This is a genomic window from Streptomyces lucensis JCM 4490, assembly GCF_014650035.1.
GTDB classification, from domain to species: domain Bacteria; phylum Actinomycetota; class Actinomycetes; order Streptomycetales; family Streptomycetaceae; genus Streptomyces; species Streptomyces lucensis.
In genome coordinates this window covers 43833-58897 of the sequence record NZ_BMUE01000023.1, presented here as the reverse complement: position 1 = coordinate 58897, position 15065 = coordinate 43833, and the positions used below count along the sequence as shown (strand labels likewise).

Here is a 15065-nt window from a genome sequence, read left to right as displayed (position 1 = left end):
GCTCTACCTCACATCACTCGGAGTCCCGGAAACGTTCCATGGCCCACTGGGCGCAGCTGGCCGCCCACCGGTAAGTCGGGTTGCCTGTCACGAGCGCGACCAGCGAGAAGAACACCTGCAGGATTCGCAGTCGGTTCACAATTCGATCTCGGCGCGCCAACTTGACCTCAGCTTCGGCCAGTTCCCGCTCCTTTCGTCGAGTCTCCTCGGTGGATTCGTCGAGAGGACGGTCGGATTCCGGGGATGAAGGCATGGCTGACGCCCTTCGGGAGTCGCGGCCGTACGTCGACCCATCGGCCAACAGACGTCCCGCATTGGCACGTTAGGAACAGGAAGCATCCTGACATCAAGAAGCTGAGGAGCGACATGCTTATCCGGTAGATACTCGCTTCGAGTGAAGAGACGTACTTTTGTTCCTATTGAGGGGCGGCGGGCTCACGCTCTAATGGTGCGGTTAGTAAAAACAAGTTGCCGGTCGGCATGTCCCGCGCGGAGGTGCCGAACTCGCGAATGATGGGCTTCGAACAAATAAGCTGGATTGACGAATTGGCGAGTTGGTGCTAAGGATCCCGGTGTGCCAGCTGAGTCGCTTAGCGCAGGTGAATCTGATGGCGACGAGCATGACCAGTACGCCCCCTCCCCGAGTGCTCGTCGGCTCCGGCCGACGGGGGAAGTGGTTCTTGGTGTGGACCCGCATCGGGATGCGCATGCGGGCTGTGCTCTCCTTGGTGGGGTGAGTGATCGGCATCGAGGTGTTCCCGGCTACCGCGGCCGGATGTCCCGAACCTGGACTGGGCAAAAGGGTTGGGCCGCCGCGGGCCGGAGTGGAGGAGACCGGCCCCTTCGGAGTGGCCCCTGTCCCGGCCTGCGTGGAGCTCGCCAACGACAACAAGAACCGCGAAGACGGTGAAAATAGGTGCTGCAGGCCACTCGCATCACCCTGGTGCCTGCTCTGGGCCCAGCGAATCGAACGACTCACCGAACAGATTCAGGACCTGGAAGACTGCCTGGCAGAGACGTGATCCAGTGGAAAGGCGCGCGATCGACGAAGTGTCTGTGAACTCAGTCAATGATTGGCCTGATGGGGGCGGCTGAGCTACGGTGTCGGCATCCTGTGTCAGACCCGTCCGAAAGTCGCCGTCCTGCTCGGAGAACCACATGTCATCATCCAACGATGCGCCCGTCACTTTGGCGGGAATCGCGCGCATCGCGGGCGTTGGTCGAGCGGCTGTAAGTAACTGGCGACGGCGCCATGTCTCGTTCCCGATGCCGGTCGGCGGTACAGACACCAGCCCGCAGTTCTCCCTTTCGGAGATCGAACGGTGGCTGTACGCCCACGGGAAGATCGAGCGGATCGGGTTGCGCGAGCGGCTGTGGCCGCACTACGAGGCCCTGGGGGATCGTGCGGTGATGGGCACGGCGCTCGCCGAAGCCGGCCGCCGCCTGCTTGCCGCGACAGGCGTGGATCAGGCCGCACCCGAGCATTCCTTGCTTCCGGACGAGGCCGCTCGCGTGATGAACGAGACGGTCGACGTCGCACGATACGAAGGCGAGCGGGAGACATTCACCTTCCTGCTCACACGCTGGCTTGACGCCCATGTACGGCAGGTCGGCACCACCCCGGCCCCACTGGCCCGACTGATGGCAGACGTTGCTCTAGCCGTCAGAGCGGAGGAGGACCGGGGCGCGGATGGGCGGATCACCGTTCTCGACCCCGCCTGCGGTGTCGGCGGGTTGCTCCTGGCCGTCGGTGAGGGCATGGCGGAGCGAAGCGCCGACGCCGATCCCGGGACTACGGCGCTCATCGGTACCGAACTCGACTCGGTACTTGCCGCGCTGGCGGAAGTGCGGCTGGGCTTCGCCGACGCGGAGGGGGGAAGCGGCGTTGTGAGGATCAAGGCAGGTGACTCGCTCCGCGCGGACCCAAACGACGGTGTCCGGGCCGACATCGTCCTGTGCAACCCCCCGTTCAATGCGCGCGACTGGGGTCATGAGGAACTGGCTATTGACCCCCGCTGGGTCTACGGCCTGCCACCGAGGACCGAGCCCGAACTCGCCTGGATTGAGCACGCGCTGGCGCGACTGGCGCCAGGCGGCGTGGCTGTACTCCTGCTGCCGCCAGCGGTGGCCTCTCGGCGCGCAGGTAGGCGCATCCGTGGGGCGCTACTGCGGACGGGCGCTCTGCAGGGAGTCGTCGCACTTCCGGCCGGGGCTGCCCAACCACACAGCGTTTCACTCCAGTTGTGGATTCTCCGGATGCCCAAGTCCGAGGGCAGCGCTGCTTCCGGCGAACGCATGTTTCTGCTCGACGCAGCCACATCGCATGGGGCGACGAGAGGAGCTCAGGGCATCGATTGGCCGCAGTTGACCAGCCGCGTACTCGATGCGGTACGTGCTTATGACTGGTCTGGAGAAAGGAAGGCAGGAGCAGGGAAGCAATTGCCTGAGGGGAGTGTCACCGTTCCCGTGGTGGACCTGCTCAATGAACAGACAGATCTCACGCCGGCCCGCCACGTACCGGAGACGGCCGTAGAGGCCCAGGCCAAGCTCCATGAGTCCTGGGGGCGCCTGGGTGGCCTGCTCGACGAAGTGCGCGATCACTCCCAGTCTCTGGCGGCAATCGACCTGTCGGCGGGCAGTGAGGCGCTGTCCACGATCACGGTCTCGGACCTGCACCGTGCTCATGCTCTCAAGCTGCAACAGGGGCAGACGCTCCCCAGCGAACTACTGCACGGCGACGCGCTGCCAGATGGCGCAGTACCGGCCTTGAGCGTTCCCGACCTGGTCCTGGGAGGACAGCCGGGGGGCTGGCTCGCCCGGGCCGAGGCAGAGCGGGGCGCCAGAACGGGTTCGTTCACCGTGGCCGAGCCGGGGGATGTCGTCGTGGCGGGTGTCGAGAGGGCGTATCGCGTCTGGGTCCAAGAGGATACGCCCTTGGTGCTCGGACCCCAGCTTTACGCGCTGCGCCCGGACCCCGAAGTCCTCGACCCCTGGTTCCTCGCAGGCTGCCTGCGTGCGTCCGCGAACGCGCGGCAAGCGGGTTCCCACACTTCCAGCTCTGCCCGCATCGACGTACGCAAGCTACAGGTGCTCCAGCTCGCACTTGTTGAACAGCGACCGTATGCGGCGGCCTTCAGAGAACTCCTGGCACTTGAGGAGTCGCTCCGCTCGGTCGCATCGGTGGGCGAGGCTCTCGTGCGGAGCCTCGGGGACGGGCTCGCAGCGGGAAAGCTCCACTCTTTGCGTCCGTGAGCAAGCCGCCGATCGCTTGCGGTACACCCGCCGGACCTCCCTGTACGTGACTTGCCCGCCGAACATGGATGTTGGCCCACAGGCGCTGGGGAACGATCACTGATGAGCTTGGACCGGAAAGGATCTCCGAAGACGCGAGAAGTACGCCACCGCCCAGGCACACTCACCCAACGACCTGTCCGGCCAGCCAGAGCGCAACTTACTTATGCAAGATCGCCTAGATGCCGAAGCCCAGCTCCTCGAGCTCGATGCCGACCTCTCGGCATCGCTCAGCAAGCACTTGGGCGCGCGGGCCCGTGACGTGGGCCATCCGTTCGAGCACCATGGCCCGCGCCGCCGCGGCCGGAAGCAAGTCACCGAAGGGGATACGGCACTCCGCCGCACCCAGAGTGCCCTCCAGGTAGTCGGCCAGCTCATCCGGGCTCGCCTTGCCCTCAGCCCGCAGGGTCAGAGCCTCAAAGAGGGCGATCGCCTCCTTGCAGCGCCCGGCCACACGCATGCCGTTCGCGGCCACGCGCAAGGCCGTCCGGACGCCGGGGTCGAAGGCGCCCCAATCCCGGCGGGCGGCGGGCAGCAGCTCCAGCAGCTTGTCTACCGCACTCGCCGGCTCACCGGATTCGACCTCCGCTTCGGCCTCGGTAGTGACTTCCTGAAACATCCGGCGGCTGAGGAACCCGGAACCGCGTCGCCTCCTGCCGGAATTGGACTTAGCCATCGGTGTCGCGGGCGCGATCGGCAGGTCGTACTCGTCGGGCAAGCGCAACGGACGCGTCGGGTCCGGCTCTAGCCGAGGGGACGGGGCAGCGTCACCCGGACGCGGCGCGTACTTCCGCAGCACCTCTGCGACCATGCGGGCGTCCGTCGGCCGGTCCTCCGGCCCCTTCGCCAGCAACTTCAGTACCAGCCTCTCGAGCTCTGCCGGGATGTGCCCGACATGACAGGTCGGCGGGATCGGCGAGGCATGCACATGTTGGTCCTTCAGCCCGTCCCCGGAGAACGGCGGATGGCCGGTCAGCAGGTGGTAGAGGACGCAGCCCAGCGCATACAGGTCGGTCTTCGGGGTGATCTGGCGTTCCAGGATCTGCTCCGGGGCCTCGTACCCTCTGCTGCCGACGGTGGATCCGTGCTGGGTGTAGTCGGTGACGCCGGGCCAGAGCGGCTTGGCGATGCCGAAGTCGATGAGGACGACCACGCCGTTCTCATCGATGATCAAGTTGTACGGCTTGAGGTCGCGGTGCACCACCGGCAGGTCATGGGCGCAGGTCAGTGCCTCGGCGATCTGAACCCCGATGGCCGCGCTGACCTCGATGGTGGGGGTGTACTGCTCCAAAAATCGGTGCAGGGGCTTGCCAGCGACGTAGCGCATGACGAGGTAGGGCTCGGCGTGGTGAGTGCCCTGGTCATAGAGCTGGGGAATGCTCCTGTTATGCAGCCGTCCCAGAAGGGTGCCCTCGCGCCGGAACCGGCCACGCACGCGCCGAAGTTCGTCGTGCGCCTCGTCTTCGTCGAGCGCGTCCAGGAGCTCGTTCTGTGTGCGCAGGCATTTGACGGCCACGAGCCTGTCGTCCCGCAGGTCCCTCGCCAGCCAGACCACGGCCATGCCGCCGCTGCCCAGGTGCTTGAGCAGTTTGTACCGGCTGCCCAGCACCGCGTCCTTCTTCATGCCGCCCCTTGCCTGTGAAGCGTCCCGCCTCTGGTACGCAGAAGAGGCGCGACGGTGGCGAGTTCCCGGTTCCACCAGACCGTTGCGTGGCGGATGTGCCCAGTGTAAAGCGATCGAAGACTAAGTCGTGCATGGACTGAGTTCACAGCTGTTTTGTGTCATGCTGGATATGCCGGAACCTGGTGCGCCCACTCGGTGGTGCCGTATCGGGCTGTCCTGTCCGAACTGCTTGGAGGAGACCGTGAGCAGTGGGCCGCGCCCTGCCGGGACCAGCGGTGACATCAGGCTGGTACGCACGAACCTCGCTGCGGCGCGCCTCGACCCCCGGGACTGCCCCACGAAGCGGGCCAGCGACGCCAGGCCGATGCTGATTGCAGATCCCGGACCCCCTCAACTTGCCGAAAAATTACAAGACTTCACACTCAAGGTCTTCATGGATGCACTCGACCTGATTGAACACGAGCGCAAGGACCCGGAGTGGGTGATCGGGGAACTTCGGCGCACAAACGGGACCTTCGGGCTCTACCGGCGCAGTGAAGCGCACCCCTTGCTGATGTCCTGGTCAGCCGAGGCGGTCCGTCGCTATCTGGCGGCCAGAGCCGCAGACCAGCACGCCCGCGAGGCCGCCGACCTGCCGCTCACGGTTCCGGTCCGTGACACCTGGGTGGTCGGCACGGACCCGGGCCCGGTCGACTCCCGGGGCGCGGACACCTATGAAATGACCGCTTGGGGACGCCGCTACGCGGCCCTCGACGGCTCCACGAGAGAACTGTGGCTGCTCACCTTCGGCACCGCCAAGGATGACCGACCCGAAGCGGAGAAGGCCGTAGCCGCATACGTGGTGGCGCGAGGGCGCCCCGCGGTCGCAGGATGGCGCAAGCGGCACACCCCGGTCCCCTTCGGTGAACTTCCCCAGCACCGAGCCGCCCTGCCCGAGCGCGTCCGGGTCATCGAATTCGGTTGTGGAGACGGCAAGCGGAACGAGCTGCTCGACTGGAACAGACAAGAAGCGCGTCTGCACTTCACGGCGGCGGGGTGGCCTTCGTTACTCCAGGCCATCGACGGTAGCGGGACCAGCCCCGGCACCGGCTGCATCGACTGCAAGGCACTGGCCGGCTGCCAGGCCCTCCCGCGCAGCCCGGAGATTCTGAGCATTACGCCGCCGAAGCGCCGACGTCCCCGCCGCAGCGTCTCGGTCACTGATCTGCGCGCCTATCGGGACTGTCCGGCGAAGTATCACGCGACCCGGCAGCTCAAGCTGCGCTCCTCGACGCCCGAGAGCCCAGAAGTCCGGCGCGGCCGTGTGGTCGATGCCATTCTGAACCAGCGGCACGCCGGCACGCCCTACCGAAGCTGCGAGACCTTTCCCGGCCCGGCGGACCCGGCGTCCTGGGGTGCCGGCGGTCTGCACCTGACCGGTCAAGAGGCACTCGACGGTGCCGCCATGCTCGAACAGCATAACTTCTACTGCCCCTTGGACGGCCTCGCCGCAGAAGAAGAGGTGCGGGTGCAGTACCAGGCGGTCTGCTACGACGCCGGACTCGGCCTTGTGCTGATAGCCACCCCCGATCTGCTCCACACCCGCCGCGGGGGCTGGATCTGGCGGGAGACCAAGACCGCGAGCAGATATCTCTATGAGGGCGAGCCGCTGCTGAAGCTCTACCCTCAGCTGGCGCTCGGCGTCCTGATGCTGGCCGCCGGCGTCCTGGGCGGAGACACGGCGCGCTCCCGGGTGGAGCTCGAACTGCTGCACACCGACGACGTGACCTTTGAGGAACTCGACCCCTCACACCCGGGGACCGTCGATGAAGCGCGAGAGGTGATCGCGCAACTCGCCCAGCCCTGGTCCCGAGACCAGGACTATCCGACCGCTCCAGGTCGGCATTGCGACGGCTGCGAAGCCCTCGAATGGTGCCGCGCGGGCATCGAACACCTCGCTCCGACAAGGCAGGATTCCTGATGGCCACCGTCTTTGACGCCCACGCAGCCCAGTGGGGTGACTGGCTCGACTTCCCCGACGTGCGGCTCGTCCGCACGCTGGCCGGCGCCGTCATCCAGCTCGCCGACTTCGGCTCGCTCTCCTCCTTCAAACTGCCCTACCCGGCGGAAGCCCAGCGAGCGCTCGACCGGACCGTCCTGGCCTGCCTCCTCAGGGGCGTCGAGGAGATCCCGAAAAGCCTGCCGGAACTGCTCTTTTGGTGCCACAGCCGCCCCCTGGAGGACTGGCCCTTGGACCTGCCGCCGGATGCTTTCGGACCGGACGACTACCTGGTGGACCCCGAGGCACGGGTTCCCACCCAGCTGTGCCACGAGTGGTGGATCAGAGGTAAGGATGCCGGCGCCGCGCAATTCGACCGGGAGGTCGTTCACACGGCCATGCGCCTTTGCCGCAAGGCGTCATCACCCGAGTCCTACGTCGCCTTCCGCAGGCTCCTGGTCGAACGACCGGTACTCACCGGAGTGGAACGGTTCGAGACCGAGACCGACCTGTCCCTCGCCCCCGTACAAGAACTACTGGACCAGTGCTACGCCCCGGTCCCGGCCTCCTACGAATTCCAGGGCGGCTACGTCACCTGCGGTCGCTGCCTGACCTTGCTCACGCCGCTCGCCGACGGCGCGTGGTGGTGCGAGAGAGACCGGTGCCGACGCCGGGGCGCACCGCCGCACGGACGGACCCTGACCGGAGCCGAAGTGGCCGGACTGCTGCAACTCGTGCGACCGCTAAGGCAGTTCGTCACCGGACCGGGACGTGCCGAGGTCGAACTGGAAGCCCGACTGCGCACGCTGGGGCTCGAGGTCCAGCTCTGGCCCGGCTTCGACGCCTACGACTTGCGTGTGACCTTCCCCGACGGGCATATCTGGTCCATCGACGTCAAGGACTGGAAGCATCCCGGGCTGCTTGGCCGGTCCGCGAAACCCGTTCGCCCAGAGCCGCCCTACGACGAAGCGTGCTGGGTGGTTCCCCGCGAACAGGCCGAAGCCCACCGCGATTACCTCGGCACGTACCGCCGCAACCGTCCCGCCTCCGCCGCGGGCCTGTCCCTGCTCACTGACGACCGGCTCGTCGCCCTCGCGACAGCCCGCCTCCGCGGGGCCGACGGCCCCCACCTGACGGACTCCGCACCGACGAACGGATCCCCGAGTGCGTAACAGCAGCGAGTGGTACCAGAAATTGGCCAAAGCCCTGGAGCCTGTCTGGCCCCAAGAACACCAGGACGTAAACCCCTCGCTGCTCTGCCAGGTAGAACTTGGCCTCTACCTCATGGAGGGTCTCGACCCGTCCGGCGACGCCCACGGCGTCTACACCCTCCTGGGCGGCTACCCCTTTGCCGCGGCCGCGGGCATCGCCACCAGACCGGCACAGAGCGCCCGGCTGGATGTGGCACGCCACCTGTTGTGGAAGCTGCGTCGCCGCCGCATGTGGCACCAGTGCCTGGAGACGTACGTCCAGCTGCCCGAACGGCTCCGCGGCTACCGGCTGCCCGAGGGAGGAGGACCGGCGTGGCGCGTCGAACCCACCATCGCTGCGGACCGCTTCGACAGGTTCGAGCATGCGCTGTCCCGGCTTCCGGACTTCGACCAACGGCAACTGCCGCCTGCGCCGGCGGGCCAGTCCCGGTTCACCGAGCGGCACCGGCCCGCCTCCGTGACCATCCCCGAACAGCTGTGTTTCCCGCCGGCGACCGGCCACGACCTGAGCCGTGTCCCGCACGCCGCAGGCCGTCCCCTGGAGATCCCGCTGGCCGAACTCGCCGAGACCGCCCGCTGGATGGAGGAAACCGAGACGGCCCGCGGCTTCACCTCCAGCCATTGGGTGCGACGGCTCAAGGACCTGCAACTCGATACTCGGTCTGCCGACGGGCAGCGCTTTGAGAAGACCACAGTTCTCCGCATGGACCGCCTGCTCCATCTGGTCGGCATGGTGGGCGCGGGCAAGAGCACTCTGATGCACCTCATCGCCGTCTGGGGCGCACGCAAAGGGCTCCGCATCACTCTGGTCGTCGGTGACGTCGCCGAACAGCTCACCGTGGTCGGCCAGTTCCGCGACCTGGACCTGCAGGCCGCTCCCGTCATCGGCGGCACCACCCGCGACCAGCATGCATCCCGGCTGCACCGCCGCCTCGCCGCGCGCGGCCAAGCCTCCCTCCTCCAGCAGGATGATCCAGCCTTCGACGACCTGAGCTCGGTGTGCATCCTCGACGCACAGCGCGGATTGGAAGCAGCCGAACCCCTGCGCTACGTCGACGCCCCCTGCACGGAACTGCGCCCGGTCAAGAAGCCTGGTCCCACCGCTGTCGGGGAGATCCCGATGCCCGTGTACCGGCACGACCTGTCCGAGGCGCCCGCGGAAAGCGAGATGTCGCGGTCCGATCACGGCTGTCCGGTGTGGAGCGTCTGCCCTCGCCATGCCCCAGACCGGGAGCTGGTCGATGCCCTGATCTGGGTGGCCAACCCGGCCAGCCTCCTGCAGAGCGCTGTCCCCAACCATCTTAATGCCGAACGCCTCAGGCACCTTGAACTGGCCTGTCTGCGCAGCGACATCATCATCGTCGACGAGGCGGACCGCGTACAGATGCAGCTCGACACCGCCTTCGCCCCGTCCGCGACGCTGATCGTGCGCGGCCCGGATTCCTGGCTCGACCGCCTCGGCATCCACAAGATCGATGAACTGGCCCGGCAAGGCCGTCTGCCCCTCTCGGCACGCGATGTCGAACGCTGGTCGGCCTCCCTGGACCTGGTCCACGTCGCCGCCAACCGTCTCTACCGCCGACTGATCACCGACCACGACCTTCGCCGCTGGGCGGACATCGAGTACTTCAGCGCCTGGACGCTCCAGGAGAAGCTCGTCAACGAGTGGTACCCCCGTCCGCGCGTCACCGGTCTCCTCCCTAACGAGACCTCCTCCGACGCCGAGGTGTACGACTCCAACGACGAAGCCGACGGCGACGCACCCGTGCCGCGGACCCCGGACACCGAGCCCTGGGATATCCGGCGCAACGAAGTCACCAAGGCGTTCGACGCCTTCCGCGACGACCCGCTCGGCGATCGCGGCTCGCACAGCGACCTCACCGACGCCCTGGTCCGGAGTGCCGGAGCTCTCCTGCACCACCTCGACCAGACAGCGACCAGCCAACGTGTCCGATCCGTGCTCGACACCCTGCTCACCGGGTCCCCGCTGCTGGACGGTTCGCTGCGCCAGGAGCCGCCCGGCCCGGGGAAACCCGCCCGGGATCCCGTAGACACTTGGGGGAGTGAACCCTGGCTGGAACGAGAAGCCCGACGCCTTGAGTTCACCCTGGTACTGGCCGCCCTGCATCAGCGCCTGGAACGCGTCACCTTCCTGTGGCCGCAGGCCGAGGCGGCTCTGCATCTGGACACCGCCGACAACGAACTCTCCCGCAGACCGCCCCTCGACTATGCGCCGGTGGTGCCGGAAGCCCCGATGGGTAACGTCCTTGGATTCCAGTACCTGCCCGAAGATCCGGAGCGCGGCCCGGACGGCGACGAACACCGAAGCGGTACCCTGCGCTTCTTCCGCTGTGCCGGCGTCGGCCGCGAGCTCTTGCTTCACCTTCCCGAGCTGGGAGCCGACCCCGCAGCGGGCCGTCCGGGACCGCACGTCCTGCTCATGTCCGGCACCAGTTGGGCCGGGACATCGACCCGCGCACACGTCATGGCGCCGGTCCAAGCGATCCTCAAACCCCACCAGGCCGCCGTCGACTCCATCCGGAAAACCCTGTTCACCACGCTGTTCCTCTACGACGGCGAAGGAACCCCGCTTACCCTCTCCGGAGCCCGACTCGATACCCGTGACCGGGTCCTGGCCCAGATGGTCACCCAGCTCGGCAAGTCGGCCCCGGGCAGCACCTCGCTCCTCGACCAGGAACTACGGCAGATCGAGGACGGAGAACGCCGACGTGCCCTCCTCCTGGTCGGAAGCTACCAGGACGCCAGGATCGCCGCCGACCTCCTGGAACGCATGCCGCGCTGGCGCGGAAAGGTCCGCGTCCTCGCCTCCGACAAGGCAGAGCTCGACCACGCCGGCCCCGGAGACACTGCCACGGGAGACTTCACCGGCGCCTGCGCCGTACGCCGCGGCGACCTCGCCGCCTTCGCCAAGGACGAAGACGCCGAAGTCCTGGTCGCCCCCCTGATGGCAATCGAGCGCGGCCACAACATCCTCAACCAGAGCCACAAAGCCGCCTTCGGAACCGTCCTCTTCCTCGCCCGTCCCCACCCGCGCCCCGACGACCTCTCGCTGGCCGTCTTCGCCATCAACGACTGGGTCACCAGGTTCGTCCGGAACCAGCCGGATGCCGAGGCGGGAACCTTCGGCAAACTTGTGGCCGACGCAGCGGACATGGACACCGCCGGGCTCGCCTTCCGCCTCGCGGCTCGCAAGGAGTGGCGCCGCCTGCTGTCCCGACGCTACATCTACTCCCAGCTCAACGACGCGGAGAAGACCTCCTTCGCCTGGGATCAGCTGGTCACCATCTGGCAGGTCATCGGCCGCCTGGTGCGCGGCGGAGTGCCCGCGCGGGTGGTGTTCGTCGACGCGGCCTTCGCCCCCGCACTCGCCGAGGCCGGGGCCCCGCCCGCCGCGGCGACCCGCAGCGGACGCCGACGCAACGACCAGGGCCTGCTCATCAAGCTCCGCGATGTCCTCGCGCCCTACTTCGCTGACGAAACCACACCCGAATTGTTTGCCGACCCCGCCGACCCTGCCTTGGTCCGCACGCTCTACCACCCCCTCTACGACGCCCTGTGCGGCCTGAGCGCCCGAACTGATCGCTGAGCCACAGCAAGGAGACAGCAAAGACCATGGCTGCCAAGTACCGCGACACCAGCCGGGCCGCCTACCTTTTGAAGCCCAACACCGCGCCCTGGACCGCCCGTTACCGGGCACTACCCTTTGCGGAGCAGTGGCACGAGAGCGTTCTGGAGCTTTGCAACCTAGGCCGTCCCCCCGAGGCCGAGCCCTACCGCGCTGCGCCCGTCGCCAGCTTCAACGGAGTTCTGCAGAGCCTCGCACCCGATCTGGTAGTCCGCGGCCGTCCCCGCGACCCGCAGCAACTGGCCGAGGACTTCTGGCTCTACACCCCCTCCGACTCCCCCCACCCGCTTCCCGGCGACACCCTGGACCGGCTGAGCGGGGCCTGGCTTCAAGACCTCCGCCCCGATCCCGCACATCACCGGGCAGTCCTGGACACCCATACGGCGCTGCGCTCCTGTCCGCCGCAGTGGCAGGACGTCACTGTCGACCTCCTCGGCTGCCCCACGACCGACGGCGGGACCGCGGCTCCGCGCGATCGGCAATACCAACTCGCAACCGATGCCCTGGCCCGGCGCATCCTCGCCCTGGGACCCTATGAACACAGCGCCGGCAGCCTGCACTTCCGGGCCGTGCCGCGAGGCCCGCGCCAGCAGGGAGCGGAACTCCTCTCGCAGCCTCTCTCGCACGTGGTCAAGGGGCGCGAGTGGTGGTTCTCCATCGTGATCAACATTTCGCTACACACTGTCCCCTTCGACCCTCGACCCCGTCTCCACCTGCACACGGGAGTACGCCGCTGGGCAACTCGCCTCGACGCGAGGAAGCAACGCCTGCGGCTGCCGTATGGCCGCGATACCTCGGTCTACCTGTTGCCCGGCATCCCCTGGCTCCCCGGAGCACCCACCAGCGAGCGGTACGCCGTGGCCCGGCTGACCTGGGACCGCGGCACCGAGGGCTATGCCTGGAAGAACAACGGCCCTGCCCAGATCCTGGGCAGGCTGGCGCTCAACCGCCCCTTCCCCGACCCCGTCAGCCTGCTTGCCACACCCGAGGAGTGGATCGGCGACGGGGACGGCACCCGCGCCGCTGTAGTTCACAGCACACACATGGGTGCTCACGGCATCGGTGCCGGGCTTATGTCACACCAGCGTTCACAGATCGTTCAGTGGGCCGAACAGGCGCTGCCCGAGCAGCTACGCCGGGTCCCCTCCCTCAGCCGGGCGAGCGCCGGCAGCAGCGCCCCCGCTAATGCCCGGCCCAAGCCCAAGGCGGCGGAGAAGGAAGCGGAGGCGCAACGCGAAGCCCGCGCTCGCCGGACCGCACTCGCGGTGGCAGCCAGGATCAACCAGGGGCAGGACCCCGCCGAGGCGATCAAGGGGACGGGGGCCGGGTGCCTCGTCGAAGCCAGACTGCTGTGGCAGAGCCCATCGTTCCGGGATGCAGCCATTGAGGCCCTAGCCGACGTTCTCGGGCTGGACGGCGACGGAAGCCGCCCGGAGCCAGCCACTGCCGAGGACGCGTACGAGCGGGCCGTACCCGGAAGCCCCGTCACTCTCGAATGGAAAGCACCGGAACTCATCCTTCGTCTCCGCTGTCTGCGCACCACCGGGGGAATCACCGACACTCTGGGCATCGACCCCGCAGCGCGGCCCAGGGGCAAAGCCCTGGAGGCCGGTATCAACGCCCGGCGGAAGACTGCCGCCGCGTTCTTGGCCGACGACGGAGCTGACCCGCTTCACCCCAGCTTCGCCCTTGTGGAGATCGATCGCCGCCAGGACTTCGCCCACCGTCTGGATGACCCCAAGTACGCGCTCCGGCTGGGCTGCGCGGACGCGGGCGTCCTGACGCAATTCGCGGTCGTCCCCAAGAAGGCCAAGGGCTACAACAGCGAGAAGAACCTCTCCCACCGGGTCCATTCGGGCTGGGAGGACGCTCTGCGCCAGTACGGTGTCCGTGTCCTGCCCGAACACACGCTCGGCGAAGCAATCCCCAAGGACCTGCGCTACGTCGCCACGTACATGGTTAAGCGGCGCAAGGACGGCCCCACGCGACTGCCCCGCCACACCCCGGTGGCCGTCATGGTCACACCGCTGGCACCGGGCAGCGGCCTGGCGGCTGTCACTGGCTGGGACGAGCGGACGGGACGCTGGATTCCCTACCCCCAGTTCCTGCTCGGCCTGGTCAAGACAGCCGAAATCCCGGAGGTCAGCGAACCCACCGAGACCGAGATCGCGACGCCCACGGACACCGAAGCCGCCTTCGTACCGCAGCAGCGTTCGAAGTACCGTGTCTGGCAGCAGAACATGGATGAACAGCGCAGGGCGACCGCCCGATATCTCCAGAAGATGGTCCGCTCTCTTCGCGGCCGACCCACCGCCCTGCTGACCCATTCGCAGAACAGTCGGCTGCACTGGCCCTGGCTCCAGGACGGCCGAACCGAACGGGATCTGATCAAGACCGGCCACGCGCAGCCGGTGGGACTCGACCCCGATCTCCGGTTGATTCGCGTACGTACGGCAGCAGGGCGGGAGACCCCGCAATGGTGGGGCAACGCCTCTCCCGGCGAAGTCAACGGCCTGCCCCAGGGGCTGTGGGTGGAGGACGAAGACGCCGCACGCTCCTCCGGCCGGGTCTTCTACAGCACCACGCCTAAAGCGAGCACCTTCCGAGACTCCGCCGTCGAGGCCGACAAAATCGCGCCCCGGCCGCTGCGCCAGGGACCCAACAAGGGCAAACCCACCATCGATACACACATCCCGGCCTGGAACCCCGGGCTGGTGGAGATCACAGTCCTGGGCTGCCACGAGGATGCCGGCGACTCAGCCGAAGCACTCGCTCTGGCTGTGCACCAGCTGCGCCAAGCCCCCGACTACCTGGACGCACTCTCCCTCCCCCTGCCCCTGCACCTGGCCAGCCTCGCCCAGCACTACGTACTGCCGACGATCGCCGAGGCAGAGGCGGGTGAGGCTGAGGAATACCCCCTTGAGGAGCTGGCCACCGCCGAGGTGGCGGGCAACGTCAGTGGGCAGTGCGTAGCGGCGGCGCTGGGCGTGATCGAGGAAGGCGCGGACACCGAGCCGGCAGACTTGGACCCGGAATACGCAGAGGATCCCGGCCTCGCGCAAGCACCGGAGGACGAACAGCTCGCCTTGTTCCCCTGAGGGGTGAGGGGGCGCTGGCACCCCCAACCGGCTCTGCCGTAGTTCCGCGGGGCCGCATTCCATGAATGGCGATCATGCTTCCCTGCGCCCGTGATGGACGGCCGGTCTCCTCCGAGGAGGCACCGTCGGTATCGGCGGGCTCGATCTCCGGCTTGAAGGCGGGAAGCCGGGGATCGGGCGTCGGCAAGCGCCGTGATGCCGATGACTTCATGGGCAG

General features: G+C 67.6%; 7 protein-coding genes. 5 read left to right on the top strand and 2 right to left on the bottom strand.

What is annotated here, in order from left to right:
* Nucleotides 1-13: 13 nt before the first annotated feature.
* The gene (locus tag IE177_RS35525) at nucleotides 14-139 is read right to left on the bottom strand and encodes a hypothetical protein (RefSeq protein WP_268253196.1); all 126 of its coding nucleotides are present in this window, start codon (nucleotides 137-139) and stop codon (nucleotides 14-16) included.
* Nucleotides 140-1158: 1019 nt separating this feature from the next.
* Between IE177_RS35525 and IE177_RS32705 the strand changes: the two genes are divergently transcribed.
* Complete coding sequence (locus IE177_RS32705) at nucleotides 1159-3252, top strand: N-6 DNA methylase (protein ID WP_190019104.1); 2094 nt, start codon at nucleotides 1159-1161, stop codon at nucleotides 3250-3252.
* 217 nt (nucleotides 3253-3469) lie between these two features.
* Here IE177_RS32705 and IE177_RS32700 read toward each other — a convergent pair whose 3' ends face one another.
* On the bottom strand, nucleotides 3470-4915 hold the full coding sequence (locus tag IE177_RS32700; protein WP_190019103.1) for a serine/threonine-protein kinase: 1446 nt from the start codon (nucleotides 4913-4915) through the stop codon (nucleotides 3470-3472).
* A 364-nt stretch (nucleotides 4916-5279) separates the two neighbouring features.
* Between IE177_RS32700 and IE177_RS32695 the strand changes: the two genes are divergently transcribed.
* Genes IE177_RS32695 through IE177_RS32680 form a run of 4 tightly spaced genes read left to right on the top strand, consistent with a single transcriptional unit; the run spans nucleotide 5280 to nucleotide 14848 of the window.
* Nucleotides 5280-6875: a PD-(D/E)XK nuclease family protein gene (locus IE177_RS32695; RefSeq protein WP_229816367.1), complete on the top strand. Its 1596-nt coding sequence runs from the start codon at nucleotides 5280-5282 to the stop codon at nucleotides 6873-6875.
* Entirely contained in the window at nucleotides 6875-8065 is a 1191-nt protein-coding gene (locus IE177_RS32690) for a pPIWI_RE_Y domain-containing protein (protein ID WP_190019101.1), read from the top strand. Before IE177_RS32695 ends, IE177_RS32690 begins: the two co-directional genes overlap by 1 nt.
* Nucleotides 8058-11711, top strand: a complete 3654-nt coding sequence (locus IE177_RS32685; RefSeq protein ID WP_190019100.1) for a pPIWI_RE_Z domain-containing protein — start codon at nucleotides 8058-8060, stop codon at nucleotides 11709-11711. The genes IE177_RS32690 and IE177_RS32685 overlap by 8 nt, the downstream gene beginning before the upstream one ends.
* Before the next feature lie 26 nt (nucleotides 11712-11737).
* A complete protein-coding gene (locus IE177_RS32680) occupies nucleotides 11738-14848 on the top strand; it encodes a pPIWI_RE module domain-containing protein (protein ID WP_190019099.1) in 3111 nt (1036 codons plus the stop codon).
* The last annotated feature ends 217 nt before the right edge of the window (nucleotides 14849-15065 follow it).